Source organism: Methylobacterium sp. Leaf113, assembly GCF_001423325.1.
Taxonomy (GTDB): Bacteria; Pseudomonadota; Alphaproteobacteria; order Rhizobiales; family Beijerinckiaceae; genus Methylobacterium.
In genome coordinates this window covers 1-14,514 of record NZ_LMNJ01000052.1, presented here as the reverse complement: position 1 = coordinate 14,514, position 14,514 = coordinate 1, and the positions used below count along the sequence as shown (strand labels likewise).

General features: G+C 69.8%; 15 protein-coding genes and 1 pseudogene. 12 read left to right on the top strand and 4 right to left on the bottom strand.

Annotated elements, in window-relative coordinates:
- Positions 1-28 precede the first annotated feature (28 nt).
- Positions 29-223: a hypothetical protein gene (locus ASF60_RS20860; RefSeq protein WP_056189750.1), complete on the bottom strand. Its 195-nt coding sequence runs from the start codon at positions 221-223 to the stop codon at positions 29-31.
- A 68-nt stretch (positions 224-291) separates the two neighbouring features.
- On the opposite strand from ASF60_RS20860, the gene ASF60_RS20855 reads away from it, so the two are divergent.
- The 10 genes from ASF60_RS20855 to hslU all read left to right on the top strand — a co-directional run bounded on the left by ASF60_RS20855 (position 292) and on the right by hslU (position 9,703).
- A complete protein-coding gene (locus tag ASF60_RS20855) occupies positions 292-759 on the top strand; it encodes a tRNA (cytidine(34)-2'-O)-methyltransferase (RefSeq protein ID WP_056189747.1) in 468 nt (155 codons plus the stop codon).
- Between the two features lie 84 nt (positions 760-843).
- Positions 844-1,533, top strand: coding sequence for a PspA/IM30 family protein (locus ASF60_RS20850; RefSeq protein ID WP_056189744.1), 690 nt, complete (start codon positions 844-846; stop codon positions 1,531-1,533).
- A gap of 280 nt (positions 1,534-1,813) precedes the next feature.
- Complete coding sequence (locus tag ASF60_RS20845) at positions 1,814-2,083, top strand: YiaA/YiaB family inner membrane protein (RefSeq protein WP_056189740.1); 270 nt, start codon at positions 1,814-1,816, stop codon at positions 2,081-2,083.
- Between the two features lie 50 nt (positions 2,084-2,133).
- Positions 2,134-3,060 carry an oxygen-dependent coproporphyrinogen oxidase gene (gene hemF / locus ASF60_RS20840; protein WP_056190075.1) on the top strand — a complete coding sequence of 309 codons (927 nt, stop codon included), beginning with the start codon at positions 2,134-2,136 and terminating at the stop codon, positions 3,058-3,060.
- Positions 3,057-3,644: a suppressor of fused domain protein gene (locus ASF60_RS20835; RefSeq protein WP_056189737.1), complete on the top strand. Its 588-nt coding sequence runs from the start codon at positions 3,057-3,059 to the stop codon at positions 3,642-3,644. The genes hemF and ASF60_RS20835 overlap by 4 nt, the downstream gene beginning before the upstream one ends.
- The gene (locus ASF60_RS20830) at positions 3,644-4,765 is read left to right on the top strand and encodes an ATP-dependent DNA helicase (protein ID WP_056189732.1); all 1,122 of its coding nucleotides are present in this window, start codon (positions 3,644-3,646) and stop codon (positions 4,763-4,765) included. Before ASF60_RS20835 ends, ASF60_RS20830 begins: the two co-directional genes overlap by 1 nt.
- A gap of 97 nt (positions 4,766-4,862) precedes the next feature.
- Complete coding sequence (gene hslV / locus ASF60_RS20825) at positions 4,863-5,399, top strand: ATP-dependent protease subunit HslV (protein WP_056190072.1); 537 nt, start codon at positions 4,863-4,865, stop codon at positions 5,397-5,399.
- 78 nt (positions 5,400-5,477) lie between these two features.
- On the top strand, positions 5,478-7,148 hold the full coding sequence (locus ASF60_RS20820) for a methyl-accepting chemotaxis protein (protein ID WP_056189730.1): 1,671 nt from the start codon (positions 5,478-5,480) through the stop codon (positions 7,146-7,148).
- A 171-nt stretch (positions 7,149-7,319) separates the two neighbouring features.
- Positions 7,320-8,390 carry a hypothetical protein gene (locus tag ASF60_RS20815; RefSeq protein WP_056189727.1) on the top strand — a complete coding sequence of 357 codons (1,071 nt, stop codon included), beginning with the start codon at positions 7,320-7,322 and terminating at the stop codon, positions 8,388-8,390.
- Positions 8,390-9,703, top strand: a complete 1,314-nt coding sequence (hslU, locus tag ASF60_RS20810) for an ATP-dependent protease ATPase subunit HslU (protein WP_056189724.1) — start codon at positions 8,390-8,392, stop codon at positions 9,701-9,703. Before ASF60_RS20815 ends, hslU begins: the two co-directional genes overlap by 1 nt.
- 64 nt (positions 9,704-9,767) lie before the next feature.
- Here hslU and ASF60_RS20805 read toward each other — a convergent pair whose 3' ends face one another.
- The 3 genes from ASF60_RS20805 to ASF60_RS20795 all read right to left on the bottom strand — a co-directional run bounded on the left by ASF60_RS20805 (position 9,768) and on the right by ASF60_RS20795 (position 13,021).
- A complete protein-coding gene (locus ASF60_RS20805; RefSeq protein WP_056189722.1) occupies positions 9,768-10,844 on the bottom strand; it encodes an MBL fold metallo-hydrolase in 1,077 nt (358 codons plus the stop codon).
- 80 nt (positions 10,845-10,924) lie between these two features.
- Positions 10,925-12,022, bottom strand: coding sequence for an aromatic ring-hydroxylating oxygenase subunit alpha (locus ASF60_RS20800; RefSeq protein ID WP_056190070.1), 1,098 nt, complete (start codon positions 12,020-12,022; stop codon positions 10,925-10,927).
- A gap of 426 nt (positions 12,023-12,448) precedes the next feature.
- The gene (locus ASF60_RS20795; RefSeq protein WP_082508115.1) at positions 12,449-13,021 is read right to left on the bottom strand and encodes a hypothetical protein; all 573 of its coding nucleotides are present in this window, start codon (positions 13,019-13,021) and stop codon (positions 12,449-12,451) included.
- Positions 13,022-13,189: 168 nt separating this feature from the next.
- Between ASF60_RS20795 and pgeF the strand changes: the two genes are divergently transcribed.
- Positions 13,190-14,047 (top strand): peptidoglycan editing factor PgeF, encoded by an 858-nt coding sequence (gene pgeF / locus ASF60_RS20790; RefSeq protein ID WP_056189719.1) that lies wholly within the window; start codon positions 13,190-13,192, stop codon positions 14,045-14,047.
- A 226-nt stretch (positions 14,048-14,273) separates the two neighbouring features.
- Positions 14,274-14,514 (top strand): annotated as a pseudogene (locus ASF60_RS20785) (porin family protein); the annotation flags it as partial.

Below are 14,514 nucleotides of genomic sequence, written 5' to 3'. Positions count from 1 at the left end.
CGCCTCGCGGCGTCACGGGCCAAACGCTTCAGGGTCGGGGCGCTCGGTGCGATCCGGTGGCCCGACCTGCACAAACGCGGTTGGCGAAGCGGTTGGCGAAGCGTCCGACGAAGTCCGAGCGTGAGTGATCGACGGTGTGGTGGTGGGTGCGCCAGCGGGTCTGGTTGGTGGATTTGAGAAACATCCGGTCGTTGATGCGCTCATTCTCGATGCCGTCCTCCATGCCGGCTTGACCGCCTGCCAACCGCGGGGCGATGCCAACGGCCCAGTCCGCTCTTTGCATCCGTCACCATGCTCCGCCTCGCCCTGTACCAACCCGACATCCCGCAGAACACCGGCACCCTCCTGCGCATGGCCGCCTGCCTCGGGGCCGCCGTTGAGATCATCGAGCCGGCCGGCTTCGACGTCTCCGACCGGCACCTGCGCCGCTCGGGACTCGACTACCTCGACCACGTGGCGGTGACCCGCCACCGCTCGTGGCAGGCATTTTCGGATTGGCGCCGGGCCGAGAACATCCGGCTCGTTCTCGCCACGACCCAGGGGGCCCTGCCCTATACCGACTTCGCCTACCGGCCCGGCGACTGCCTGCTGATGGGCCGGGAATCGGCGGGGGTGCCCGATGCGGTCCACGCGGCCGCCGACGCGCGGGTCGTGGTGCCGATCCGTCCAGACCTGCGCTCGCTCAACGTCGCGGTGTGCGCCGCCATGATCCTCGGGGAGGCCCTGCGCCAGACCGGCGGCTTTCCGACGGCATATTGAACGGCGTGCAATACCGCACTTGAACGCTGTTCAAATCGTGCGACATCCGGGTGGTGGACAGCGTCCCCGCACCCGGAGGCCATCATGCTCAGACTGTTTCGCACCCTCGCCCGCGGCGCCGCCGTCAAGGCCGAAGAGGACCTTTTCGACCGCAACGCCCTCCTGATCCTGGATCAGCAGATCCGTGAGACCCGGGCGGCCCTGGAACGCAGCCGGCAGGCCCTGGCGGCCTCGATGGCCGGGGACCGGGCCGAGGAACGCCGCCTCGCTGCGGTCGAGACCCGCGCCGCCGACCTGGAAACCCGCGCCGTGGCGGCGCTCCATGCGGGACGCGACGACCTCGCGGGGGAAGCCGCCGAGGCGATCGCCGAACTCGAATCGGAGCGCGACGCCATCCGCGCAGCCCGGACCCGGTTCGCCGTCGAAATGGCCCGCATCCGCGCCGTGGTGGCCGACGCCACGCGGCGGCAGGCGGAGTTGGAACGAGGCCGGCGCCTCGCCGCCGCGGCCGAGACAGCCCGGCGCCTGCGGGTCGCCTCCGCGCCGCAGGACCGCGCCACACTGACCGAAGCGGAGGCGACGCTGGCGCGCCTGCGCACCCTCCAGGCGGAGGCCGAGGACACCGAGGCGGCCTTACGCGCGGTCGAGCCCGGGATCGACATGGCCGCACGGATGGAGCGCGCGGGCTTTGGCTCGAGCACCCGCCCGAGCCCGTCGGCGATCCTCGACCGCCTGCGCTCGAGGGCCGAGGCGGCCCGAGCCCACGCGGGCTGACGTCCTCCGACCGCGCGTTGTCTGGCACCACCCGTGTTTCTCGATCTCGGGCTCCGCGGCGCGGTTCCCGAACGACAAAGCGTGCCGGGATGGTCGACGCCCCCAAACGTCTGCTGCGGTCGCTCGGCACCGCAAAATATCCGGCACCGCAAAAATATCCGGCACCACAAGAATCGCCCGGCACAGCAGGAAATGGGAAGCCCGGCGACCTTCGTCGTACCCAACCCGAAATCCGCTTTTCCCGCTCCCCGAAACGACACCCTCTCCAAGGAACATCATCATGACCAACGAGACCACGCAGCATTCCGGCGCCTGGGTTGCCTTCACCTACGCGTCGTTCATCGGCTCCGCCGCGATGGTGAGCCTCGGCATCCTGTTCATGCCCATCGACATCTGGATCAAGGGCTACCTCGCCATGGGCACGATCATGCTGGTGCAGTCCTGCATCACCGCCACCAAGACCCTCCGCGACGTCCACGAGGGCCGGCGCATGGTCAACCGCATCGAAGACGCCAAGACGGAGCGGCTGCTGATGTCCGTCAAGGATTGATGGCGATCTGGCGAATTGACGGGCGGGCGGCGGGATGGGACATCCCCCGCATGTCGATGCCAGATTCCAACGTCCCGCCCCTGCCCGAGGCTGAGCGCGACGCCCTCAAGGGCGCGGCGACGGCCTGGTTCACCACCCTGCGCGACCGGATCGTGACCGCCCTCGAGGCGATCGAAGCCGAGGCGACCGGGCCGTTCCATCCCGATGCCCCGATCGCGCCGGGACGCTTCGAGAAGACCCCCTGGCAGCGCACCGACCACACCGGCGCGCCGGGTGGCGGCGGCACCATGGCGATGATCAAGGGCCGCGTGTTCGAGAAGGCCGGCGTCCACGTCTCGGCCGTGCACGGGGAGTTCGCTCCGGAGTTCCGTGCCCAGATGCCGGGCGCGGCCGAGGACCCGCGCTTCTTCGCCACCGGCATCTCGCTGATCGCGCATCCGTGGAACCCGAACGTTCCGACCGTGCACATGAACACCCGCTTCGTGGTGACCACCAAGACGTGGTTCGGCGGCGGCGCCGACCTGACCCCGGTGCTCGATCGGCGACGGACACAGGACGATCCCGATTCGGTCACCTTCCACGCGGCCATGAAGGAAGCCTGCGACGCGCATGCGCCCGCCGCCGACTACGCCCGCTACAAGGCCTGGTGCGAGGAGTACTTCCACCTCAAGCACCGCAACGAGCCGCGGGGCATCGGCGGCATCTTCTACGATTACCACTGGACCGGCGACCCCCAGGCCGATCTCGCCTTCACCCGCGACGTCGGCGGCGCCTTCCTGAAGGCCTACCCGGCCATCGTGCGCGCCAATATGGGGACGCCCTGGACCGAGCAGGACCGGCTGGAGCAGCAGGTCCGACGCGGGCGCTACGTCGAGTTCAACCTGCTCTACGACCGCGGTACGATCTTCGGCCTGAAGACCGGCGGCAACGTCGCCTCGATCCTGTCGTCGCTGCCCCCGACGGTGCGCTGGCCGTGAGCGCCCCTCCGGCGGACATCACGGAGACCAACCGCGCCGTGGCCCGGATGCTGGCTGGGGCCTTCGGGGGGCGGCCCTCCGTCGCCCGCCACGCCGACGAGGCCGGGCGCAGCCACGTCGACATCCTGACCTGCCGCGAGGCGCCCCGCCCCGGCCTCACCGCCGGCGCGACGGTGACCCTGGCCAATCACCCGCTCTACCAGGACGGCGCGGAGTTTCCCGGGCGCTGCGAGATCCTCGGCGTCGGCACCGACCCGGATTTCGCGCGCATCCTGGCGGCCTGCGCCTTCCAGGTGATCAACGGGCGTTGGTTCCTCGCCCCCGGCATCGTCTTCCCGGGCGTCCTCGCGGGCACCGGCCTGTCGACCCTCCTCGCGCATGTGCTGTTCGTGCCGCCGGTGGCGTTCGAGGCCCGTCTGCAGGCGCTTCCCGCGCTCGACACGGCCCTCGCCTTCCTCCAGGCGGTACCGATCTCGGAAGCCGAGTACGCCTTCGCGCAAGAATCCGGCGGCGATGCCCTGGAAGACGTGTTCGATGGGCGCGGCACCGATCTGTTCGACCTCGGCCGGGCCTCGGTGTTCTGATGGCCGAGACCGATCTGCCGACCCGCTTCGCCCCCCAGCAGGACGCCGCCCTGAAGGCGATCGCGGAGTGGCGCAAATCGAGCGGCCAGCAGGTGTTTCGCTTGTTCGGCTATGCCGGCACCGGCAAGACCACCTTGGCCCGGCGCATCGCCGACGATGTCGAGGGCACGGTGGTGTTCGGGGCCTTCACCGGCAAGGCCGCCTCCGTGATGCGCCAGAAGGGCTGCCACGACGCGGCGACGATCCACAGCCTGATCTATCGCACCAAGGAAACCGAGGAGGGCGGCCCCGCCTTCACCCTGAACCGCACCGGGCCGGTCTCGAAGGCCGAACTCATCATCATCGACGAGTGCTCGATGGTGGATTCCGACCTCGGCAACGACCTCCTGTCCTTCGACAAGCCGGTGCTGGTGCTCGGCGACCCGGCCCAGCTGCCACCGGTGCGCGGCGGCGGCTTCTTCACGGAAGCCGAGCCCGACGTGATGCTCACCGACGTCCACCGGCAGGCTGCCGACGACCCGATCGTCCGCATGGCCATGACGGTGCGCGAGGGCGGGCGCCTCAGCCTCGGCGATTACGGCGAGAGCCGCATCGTCTCGCGCCGGTCGATCGATCCGGCCGTGGTGTTGCAGGCCGACCAGGTGCTGGTGGGCATGAACAAGACCCGGCGGCTCTACAACAACCGTCTGCGCGAGCTGGCCGGCCACACCGACCCGATGCCGGCGGTGGGCGAGAAGCTGGTCTGCCTGCGCAACGACCGCACCAAGGGCCTGCTCAACGGCTCGACCTGGACGGTGCATGCCCAGCGTTCCTCGCAACGCTCCGACACGGTGCGCCTCGACGTGGTGCCGGAGGACGATCCGGCCCTGCGCCGCCGCCCGGTCGACATCAAGGTCCTCAAGGCCGTGATGTCGGGCTCCGAGGAGGAGATCCCGGCCTTCCTGAAGCGCGAGACCGACGAGTTCACCTACGGCTACGCCCTCACGGTCCACAAGGCGCAGGGCTCGCAGTGGGACGACGTGGTCCTCTTCGACGAATCCTTCGCCTTCCGCGAGCACCGGGCGCGCTGGCTCTATACCGGGCTGACCCGGGCGGCGCGGCGCATCACCGTGGTGATGTAGGCCCGGTGGCATTCGGGCCCGGGCGCGCCTACCTGCCTCCCTACACAACCGAATTCAGGAGCCAGCCTTGGCGCACGATCAGAACGGCCCGCCGCAGATGCACGCCACCACGATCCTCATGGTCCGCAAGGGCGGCCGGGTGGTGATCGGCGGCGACGGGCAGGTCAGCCTCGGCCAGACCATCGTCAAGGGCAACGCCCGCAAGGTCCGGCGGCTGGCCAAGGGCGCGGTGATCGGTGGCTTCGCGGGCGCGACCGCCGACGCCTTCACCCTGTTCGAGCGGCTGGAGGCCAAGCTGGAACAATATCCGGGCCAGCTCACCCGGGCCTGCGTCGAGCTGACCAAGGACTGGCGCACGGACCGCTACCTGCGCCGCCTCGAGGCCATGATGCTGGTCGCCGACAAGGAGGTCAGCCTGCTGCTCTCGGGCGCCGGCGACGTGCTGGAGCCGGAGAGCGGTGTCATGGCGATCGGCTCGGGTGGCAATTACGCCCTGTCCGCCGCGCGCGCGCTCGAAGACAGCAGCCACGACGCCGAAGAAATTGTGCGCCGCGCCATGCGGATCGCGGCTGAAATCTGTGTCTATACCAATGACAGTCTCGTGATCGAGACGCTGGAAACGTCTGAAAACTAACCAAGCGCCACACGTTAACGGAAGTTTTCAGGAACCTGCCTAGCACCTTGGGTGCAAGGTTGGGGCGGGTTCTTGAAAATGACGATCAAGACGAAGATTCTGTTGTTCGTTCTCTCTTGCGGGGCGATCACCCTGCTGGTCGCCGGGATCGGGATCAGCACCCTCTCGGCCTTCAACGGGGCGATGGAGGAGTCCCGGATGGCGGCCCGCCGCGCCCTCGACGCCGCGAACGTCAACCGCCTCGTCACCAACGTCGTTCTCGAATCCCGGGGCGTCTACGCCGCCAAGGATACGGCCGATGCGCGGAAATACGCCGATCGGCTGCGCCAGAATCTGACGGCCATGAACCGCCTGCTCACCGAGTGGGGCGGCCGCATTCCGGCGGAGGAGCGGGCGCAGTTCGAGCGCATCGTCCAGGGCGCCGCCACCTTCACGACCCTGCGCCAGGAGATCGCCCGCCTCGGCACCGAGGTCGCCCCTGCGGCTGCGGCCGAGCAGGGCTTCAACGAGGCCAACCGGGCCAACCGGCAGGCCTTCCAGGATTCGATCGACGTGCTGGTGGCGAGCGGCCAGGTGCAGGTCACGGCCATCGACGCCGCCACCGACGCCCTCTACGCCAACCGCCTGACCCTCCTGTTCGCGCTGGCCATCGGCGGCACGCTGGCGAGCCTCGTGCTCGGCGGCCTGATCGGACATCACCAGATCGCAGCGCCGCTCGCCAGCGTCACGGCGGCGATCCGGCGCCTGTCCGGGGGCGACCTCGATCTGCCGTCGGTCAAGCCGAGCCGGGACGAGATCGGCGCGATCTGGTCGAGCATGCAGGTCTTCGCCCACTCGATGCGCGAGGCCGAGGCCCTGCGCCAGACCCGGGACGAAGCGGCCGGCCTCGCCTCCACCCGCCGCCGCGCCGAGCGCAGCGAACTCGCCGACCGGTTCCAGGGCAGCGTCGGCGCCCTGGTGGGCAACCTCTCGAACGCCGCCGCCGAGATGGAGGAGACCGCCCGGGCCATGTCGGCCAATGCCGAGCGCACCAACCGCCAGTCGGCGGCGGTGATGCAGGCCGCCGAGGACACCGCGCAGAACGTTCAGGCGGTCGCCGCCGCCACCGAGGAACTGGCCGCCACCGCCAACGAGATCGGCCATCAGGTGAGCCAGACCTCCGCCGCCGCGGCCAACGCCGTCGAGAGCACTCGTCTGACCAACACCCGGGTCGAGGCCCTGGCCCAGGGCGCCGCCCGCATCGGCGACGTGGTGGCGCTGATCTCCAGCATTGCCGGCCAGACCAATCTGCTGGCGCTGAACGCCACCATCGAGGCCGCCCGCGCGGGCGAGTCGGGCCGTGGCTTCGCCGTGGTCGCCTCCGAGGTGAAGACCCTGGCGGCTCAGACCGCCAAGGCCACCGACGAGATCACCGCCCAGATCACCATGATCCAGGCCGCCACCCGCGAGACCGTGGAGGCGATCCGCGAGATCGGCACCACCATCGGCAGCGTGCACAGCATCGCGGTCGGCGTCGCGGCAGCGGTGGAGGAGCAGCAGGTCGCCACCCAGGAGATCGCCCGCAGCGTCAGCGACGCCGCGCGGGGCACCCAGGACGTGACCCAGACCATGGCGGAGGTCCAGGGCGCGGCGGTGGAGGTCGGAGCCGGGGCCGCCCAGGTCCTCGCCTCGGCGGCCGAACTCGCCCGCCGTTCGAACACCCTCGACGCCGAGGTCACGCACTTCGTCGGGTCGATCCGCGCCGCGTGAGACGCCGGAACAACTGGACCCGGACGATCGAACCGCGATGAGGGGGCGGGCACGACTGGAAAGCACGGCGCCGGGCGCTTAAGTCCGGACCGTGCGCCAGCCCGACCCCTTTCCTGCCCGACGCGGCATCGCCCTTGCTCATCGCCGGGCGACCCTCCGCGAGGTTCCGTCGTGATCACCATCGACCACCTCCGCCGCGCCGTGGCCGAGGGCATCATCACCGATGTGCAGGCGAACGCTCTCGATCGCCTGGCCCGGTCGGGTGCGATGCCCCCACCCGGCCTCGAAGAGCCGCGCGACGACGAGCGCCTGCGCTTCGTCTCGGGCTTCGCCGACATCTTCGTCACCCTCGGGCTGTTCCTGTTCCTCGGCGCCTGCGCGCATTTCGGACTGTCGGCGCTGGGTCCGGCCGCGGGCTATGCCCTGATCGCCGTCCTGGCCTGGGGCCTTGCCGAATTCTTCACCCTCCGTCGCCGCATGGCCCTGCCCAGCATCGTGCTGCTGGTCCTGTTCGCCCTGGCGGTACAATCGTCGGTGGCCTTCGGGCTCGCCGGTTCCGGCCTTGCGGGGTCGAGCTGGCCGACGCTGTTCGACCTGATGACGGCTGACCGCCTCGGCCCGGCCCCGCTGATCGGCAGCGGGCTCGCGACCCTCGCGCTGGTGACCCTGCATTATCGACGCTTCGCCGTGCCGATCACCGTGGCGGCGGGTGCGGCGTCGCTCTGCGCCCTTCTCTTCGGAGTTCTGCTCGCCGTTGCGCCGGATCTGACCCTTGCGGCGCGCAAAGGCCTGTTCATCGCTGCCGGCCTCGGCGTCTTCGCCCTGGCCATGCGGTTCGACCTGTCCGACCCGGCCCGCGTCACCCGCCGCACCGATATCGCCTTCTGGCTCCACCTCCTGGCCGCGCCCCTGATCGTGCATCCGATCCTGGGCAACCTGACCGCCGGCGGCGGACAGGCGGCGACCCTCGGCGTGCTGGCGATCGTGCTCGGCCTCGCCGGCATCGCCCTTGCGGTGGACCGGCGCGCGCTGCTGGTCTCCGGCCTCGTCTATGCCGGGATCGCCCTCGGGTCGCTGGTGCGGGACGCCGGGTTCGCCGGCAGCACGATCCCGCTGAGCCTGCTCACGCTGGGGGCCTTCATCCTGGCGCTCAGCGCCGGATGGCACCCCTTGCGCGCCCTCCTGCTGCGCGCCCTCCCCCGCCCCCTGGCAGTCCGGCTGCCTCATCCGATCGGAGCGTGATGACCACCTTCTCTCCCCGCGAGATCGTCTCGGAACTCGACCGTTTCATCGTCGGACAGGGCGACGCCAAGCGCGCCGTCGCCATCGCGCTGCGCAACCGCTGGCGCCGGCAGCAGCTCACCGGCCCCCTGCGCGAGGAGGTCGCGCCGAAGAACATCCTGATGATCGGCCCCACGGGCTGCGGCAAGACCGAGATCGCCCGCCGCCTCGCGCGCCTCGCCGGCGCGCCCTTCCTCAAGATCGAGGCCACCAAGTTCACCGAAGTCGGCTATGTCGGCCGCGACGTGGAGCAGATCGTACGCGATCTCGTGGAGGTCGGCATCGGCCTCAAGCGCGAGGAGAAGCGCCGCTCGGTGAAGGCCAAGGCCGAGGCGGCCGCCGAGGCCCGCATCCTCGACGCCCTGGTCGGCCCGACCGCGAGCCAGGCCACCCGCGACAGCTTCCGCAAGAAGCTCCGAGCGAGCGAGCTGGACGACAAGGAGGTCGAGATCGAACTGGCCGGCGGATCGCCGGGCGGCCTGCCGATGTTCGAGATTCCCGGCATGCCGGGGGCCTCCATGGGCGCGGTCAATCTCGGAGACATGCTCGGCAAGGCGCTCGGCGGCCAGAAGGGCAAGCCGCGCCGGATGACGGTGAAGGACGCCTACGCCCCGCTGCTGGCCGAGGAGTCCGACAAGCTCGTGGATGCCGAATCCCTCACCCAGGAAGCGATCCGCGAAGTCGAGGACAACGGCATCGTCTTCCTCGACGAGATCGACAAGATCTGCGCCAAGGAAGGGCGCTCCTCGGCCGACGTCTCCCGCGAGGGGGTGCAGCGCGATCTGCTGCCCCTCATCGAGGGCACCACGGTCGCGACGAAGCACGGACCGGTGAAAACCGACCACATCCTGTTCATCGCCAGCGGCGCGTTCCACGTCTCCAAGCCGTCCGACCTGTTGCCGGAGCTGCAGGGCCGCCTGCCGATCCGGGTCGAGCTGCAACCGCTGACGGTGGAGGATTTCCGCCAGATCCTGACCTCGACGGAGGCGAGCCTGCTGAAGCAGACCGTGGCGCTGATGCAGACCGAGGGCGTCACCCTCGAATTCAGCGAGGACGCGGTGGATGCGCTCGCCCGCGTCGCCGTCGACGTGAACAACTCGGTGGAGAATATCGGCGCCCGCCGCCTCCAGACCGTGCTGGAGCGCGTCATCGACGAGATCTCCTTCACGGCCACCGACCGCTCCGGCGAGACCGTGCCGATCGATGCTGAGTACGTGCGGTCGCGGGTGGAGAGCCTGGCGGCGAACGCGGATCTGAGTCGCTTCATCCTGTAGCGGCAGGCTCGCGGAAAGCCGTCACGACGCGGCATTCCGGGCGGAGTTCGGGAGCCTGCGCCGTTCAGGCCTGCCAGACCTGCCCCGGCCGCATCGCGAGGAACCTTTCCGGCGCGAGGCCGGTCTCGGCGCAGGCGGCCGCGAGGGCCTCGACCGGCTGCTCGATACCCTCGTCGGTGAGCTGGAAGGTGCCCCAATGGTGGCCGAGCATCTGGTCGGCGCCGAGGAGCAGCCCGGCCTCGACCGCCTCGGCCGGGTTCATGTGCTGGTCCTTCATGAACCAGCGCGGCTCGTAGGCGCCGATCGGCAGGGTGGCGAGCCGCGGCGGGCCGAACCGATCCCGGGCCTCGCGAAAATTCGCCCCGTCGCGCAGGCCGGTATCGCCCGAATGGTAGTGGACGCCCACCGGCGTGGTGAGGACGAAGGAGCACCACAGGGCCATGCGCCGGTCGTTGACCCCGCGCGCCGACCAGTGGTTGGCGGGGGTGAGGTGAACCGTGAGACCGCCGCCGAGATCGACCGACTCGCCCCAGTCGCGCGTCTCCACATGCATGGTGTCGTCGTAGCCGCGCAGGATCGCGTCGTTGCCGAGCGGTGCGAGGATCAGCGGCTGATGGGCCTGCCAGAGCCGCGCCACCGTCGGCCCGTCGAGATGGTCGTAATGGTTGTGGGTGAGCAGCACCGCGTCGATCGGAGGGAGGTCGGCATAGGCGATCCCCGGCGGATTGACCCGCTTCGGTCCGGCGAAGCGCACCGGACTGGCGCGCCGGGCATAGACGGGATCGACCAGGATGTTCCGGCCGGCCACCTGGAACAGGTAGCTGGCGTGCCCGATCAGGGTAACGCGCAGGCCCGCATGGCGCTCGGGCGGGACGTCCGTCGCGAAGGGGCTCGGGTGGTAGGACGGCCATGCCTGACGCGGCGGGCTGTCGATGCCGCGCCGCGTGCGCCAGCGGGCGAGATCACCGAGGCTGGCATCAGCCGGCTGGTCGACGCCGTGGAAGCGCAGACCGTCGAAATGGTCGCTGCGGGGCCCCCGGTAATAGGGGTTGCGGCCCCGCCGGTGCGCGGCATAGCCGACCCCGCCGAGCGTCATCACGGTGGCGGCGCTCAACGCCTTGATCAAACTGTGCCGTTTCATTCCCCCGAGATGGCGGCTGCGGCGCCGCGATCAAGCGGCGCGGCCGAGCATCGCAGATTCAGGGGAACGTCGCGGCTCGATCACGAGCGCCAGCGCAGTTCCTGCGTGGCGAGCGGGGTGACAAAATCGCGGCCCTCACGGGCGGCCTGCAGGGCCTCGCGCTTCAGGCGGAAATACCATTGCGACGGCAGATCGCCCTGGCCGAACAGCACCATGGTGGGTTTGCGATCGAGGCCGGCCTGGGCGTGCTGGAGCACCTGCTGGTCCTGCGTCAGGAACTGGCGCATCAGCGGCTGGGCGATGGGCTTCAGCAGGTTCAGGGCCGGCATGTTCCAGTACAGCGCGTTGGTGAGCATCGTGCGGTTCTGGGTCAGGGGCGTGGCGAAGGTGTAGTTCGCGACCCGCTTGGTGCCCGCCTCGATCCGCTCCAGGCGCACCCCCGGCAGGCGGAATTCGATCTCGACGGAGGGCGCGCCGCCGAGCAGCCGGTAGACCGGGGAACTCGTGGTGGTGGCGTGGCTCGTCATGGTGAAGCCGTGCTGGGTCGGCGTGAAGGTCTTGACCTTCTCGCGCAGCTCCTTCGAGGGCCGGAACCACCAGGAATCGTGGACGAAGGCGACGTGGCCGGGATCGACGAGGCTCAGCGTCGTCAGGTCGAACGAGGCTTCGACCACCAGTTCCACCACCACGCAGCCAGCCGGCGTAAAGCCCAGTTCCGGCAGGGCGGCCGCGGGTGAGCCGGTCGGCGGCCCGAGATAGGGATTGACCCAGGCGAAGCCGGCGCTCTCCCGGATCGGGAAGCGCTGCACGGCGATGCGCGAGAAATCGGCGTTGTCGGAGGCCGACAGCGTCGGGACGTCGCGGCAGCGCCCGTCGGTGCCGAAGCGCCAGCCGTGGAACGGGCAGGTCAGGGCGTCGCCGTCGAAGCGGCCCTTCGACAGGGCCATGCCGCGATGGGGGCAGCGGTCGCGCAGCGCGAAGGGCGCGCCGGAGGCCTCACGGCCGAGGACAATCTGCTCGCCGTTCAGCTCGACGGCGCGCAACGCACCCGCCTTCAGAGCATCCGAGCGGCCGACGCAGTACCAAGCGTCGGGCAGCGGCTGACGCATGGCATCCGGATGCAAGGCGTCCGAGTGGATGGCGTCCGGGTCGAGCGCCGCCTCGTCGGGCGCCGGCATCCGCAGGGATGAGGACATGGGGTGGGGTCGGTCCGTGGCCGGTGGGCGACACACGGGGCCGCTCCACCCTGGGGAGAAGGCCTGACGCTTTAGACCTCCGGTGAAGCCGAGGCCAGCGCAGTGCTCGCCCGACCCGGACTGGGTCAGGAGGGGAGCGGCGGATGGGCGCGGCCGGGCCCCTTTTCAAACCCGCCGGGGCTCACTAGCTTTGGCTCACCCGCAACGAACGAAAGGAGGTGATCCAGTGTCTCATTGTCATCAGCCGCTCACCCCGGCCCCCCGGACCTGGACCGTCGCCTCCGGCGCAGCCTTCTAGCGCTCGACGCGAACGAGACAGTTTCGGCCGGACACGAGTGGTTCGGCAATGGAAGGGCCGCCCTGCGAGGGGCGGCCCTTCGGTGTTTCAGGCCCCCAAAACGGGTGGTCTCAGACCGCGCTGCGGTGCTGGAAGATCGGCTGGGCCAGAGCCTCGGCCCGCGCCGCCCACAGGTCGCGCTCGCTGCGCATCTCGCTGAAATTCGCCGCATCGGCGGTGATCCGGACGCGCAGATCGCGGATTTCCTGCTCGAACTCGGCCTGAAGCGCGACGAGATGGTCGCGCTCGCCCCGGACCGTCTCCAGATCGCGCATCTCCTCCTCGACATGGGCGCGCAGGCTGCGCAACTCGCGGGCGATGACGCCCTGGAGCGCGTCGTAGCGGTCGGTCTCGACCTTGAGCTTCGCCTTCAGCATGATGTTCTCCGCCATCAGGTCCGAGACGTCCGCATCTTCGGCACTGGCCGGTGCCGGCGTCACCACCCGTGGGGTCCACGACTTGTTGGTCTCGGGCGCCCGGGTTTCCGGGGCCGGTTCGGCGAGGCGGGCAGCCTCGCGGACGGGCGTCGCGGCGGCCGGCGTCTCGGTGACCGCCTTCATGGCCGCGAGCCAGTCGCGCAGCGGCCCGGGTTGAGGCCGGGCGGCCGGGTCGTACGGGGATGGGTGACGGGCGGCTTCCGACATCGGCTGGTCCTCGACTCTTGAGAATCATCCGACCAAAACATGCTTAACGAAGCGTAAAGAACGCCGCCGTCAGGGTGTGCCGAAGCGGATTTCACCCCGCTCCTGTCTGAGCGCCCAGGTCTCGGCTCCGGCGCCCCGTCCCCTTCCCTCTTCAGGACTGAAGACGCCATGACGCGCGACACCGCCGATGCCCTCGACTCCTCTGTCCTCGAATCCTCCGCTCTCGAATCTTCCGCGCTCGCCGGCCTGCCGGGTATCCGCCACGCCTTCTTCACCCGGCGCGGCGGCGTGTCCGAGGGACTCTATGCGGGGCTCAATGGCGGGCTCGGCTCCGATGATGCGCCCGCGCATGTGGCCGAGAACCGGCGCCGGATGTGCGCCCGCCTCGGCGTGGCGGAAGATCGGCTGATCAGCCTGTATCAGGTTCATTCCGCCGAGGTGGTGGTGGTCGAAGGGCCGATACCCCTGGATCAGCGCCCGAAAGCGGACGCGATGGTGACGCGCGTGCCCGGCCTGGCGCTCGGAATCGCCACGGCCGATTGCGGCCCGATCCTGTTCGCCGACGCGCAGAACCGCGTGGTCGGCGCCGCCCATGCGGGCTGGAAGGGTGCACTCACCGGGGTGATCGGTGCCACGGTCGACGCCATGGAGCGCCTCGGCGCCGAGCGCAGCCGCATCGTCGCGGTGCTGGGTCCGACGATCGGTCAGGCTTCGTACGAGGTCGGCCCGGATTTCATCGCGCGCTTCCATGCGGAAGCCCCGGGTTTCGAGCGCTTCCTGAGGCCAGGACCGCGCGCGGAGCACGCGCAGTTCGACCTGCCCGGCTTCATCGCCGCGCGCCTCGCCGAGACCGGAATCGGGACGGCCGGCGATCTCGGGCGCTGCACCTACGCGGACCCGGAGCTGTTCTACAGCTATCGCCGGACCACCCACCGCCGGGAACCGGATTACGGCCGCCTGATCTCGGCCGTCGCCCTCGCCGACGGATCCGACCAGCCCCCTGCGACAATCTGTCAGGGTCGTTAACGCGGAAAAGCGTGGCCGCAGATGAACCTTGGCCATTCGCGGACGTTCGGTGTTCACGGAGTGGGTAAGAATAAGACGAGCATCGCCACAAAGGGGCCGCGTTCACTGCGGCTGGCGTGTTCGTAACGCAACAGCTTCTTGCACGCTGCTGGATTAAAGACGGGGAACTGCAGCGGACGCCACCAGCAAAAGTGGTGCCGTTTTCCAACGGTTAGAGGACCAGACCATGAAATCCTTCCTTCGCGGCGCCACCGCGCTCGCCGGCATCGCACTCGCCGGTTCCGCTTTCGCTGCCGACCTGCCGCGTCGCCAAGCTCCGCCGCCGGTGTTCGTGCCGGTGCCGGTGTTCACCTGGACCGGCTTCTACGCTGGTTTCAACGCCGGTTACGGCTTCGACGCCTCCAGCCGCGACACCAACGTCTACAACAACGTGTTCCCGAACCTCGTGCGTGGCCCGAACGGCCTCG

What these genes read in the sequence shown, in the direction of transcription:
- ASF60_RS20860 (WP_056189750.1), bottom strand. Translation starts at nt 223, where the DNA reads ATGGAGGACGGCATCGAGAATGAGCGCATCAACGACCGGATGTTTCTC.
- ASF60_RS20855 (WP_056189747.1), top strand. Translation starts at nt 292, where the DNA reads ATGCTCCGCCTCGCCCTGTACCAACCCGACATCCCGCAGAACACCGGC.
- ASF60_RS20850 (WP_056189744.1), top strand. Translation starts at nt 844, where the DNA reads ATGCTCAGACTGTTTCGCACCCTCGCCCGCGGCGCCGCCGTCAAGGCC.
- ASF60_RS20845 (WP_056189740.1), top strand. Translation starts at nt 1,814, where the DNA reads ATGACCAACGAGACCACGCAGCATTCCGGCGCCTGGGTTGCCTTCACC.
- hemF (WP_056190075.1), top strand. Translation starts at nt 2,134, where the DNA reads ATGTCGATGCCAGATTCCAACGTCCCGCCCCTGCCCGAGGCTGAGCGC.
- ASF60_RS20830 (WP_056189732.1), top strand. Translation starts at nt 3,644, where the DNA reads ATGGCCGAGACCGATCTGCCGACCCGCTTCGCCCCCCAGCAGGACGCC.
- hslV (WP_056190072.1), top strand. Translation starts at nt 4,863, where the DNA reads ATGCACGCCACCACGATCCTCATGGTCCGCAAGGGCGGCCGGGTGGTG.
- ASF60_RS20820 (WP_056189730.1), top strand. Translation starts at nt 5,478, where the DNA reads ATGACGATCAAGACGAAGATTCTGTTGTTCGTTCTCTCTTGCGGGGCG.
- hslU (WP_056189724.1), top strand. Translation starts at nt 8,390, where the DNA reads ATGACCACCTTCTCTCCCCGCGAGATCGTCTCGGAACTCGACCGTTTC.
- ASF60_RS20805 (WP_056189722.1), bottom strand. Translation starts at nt 10,844, where the DNA reads ATGAAACGGCACAGTTTGATCAAGGCGTTGAGCGCCGCCACCGTGATG.
- ASF60_RS20800 (WP_056190070.1), bottom strand. Translation starts at nt 12,022, where the DNA reads ATGCCGGCGCCCGACGAGGCGGCGCTCGACCCGGACGCCATCCACTCG.
- ASF60_RS20795 (WP_082508115.1), bottom strand. Translation starts at nt 13,021, where the DNA reads ATGTCGGAAGCCGCCCGTCACCCATCCCCGTACGACCCGGCCGCCCGG.
- pgeF (WP_056189719.1), top strand. Translation starts at nt 13,190, where the DNA reads ATGACGCGCGACACCGCCGATGCCCTCGACTCCTCTGTCCTCGAATCC.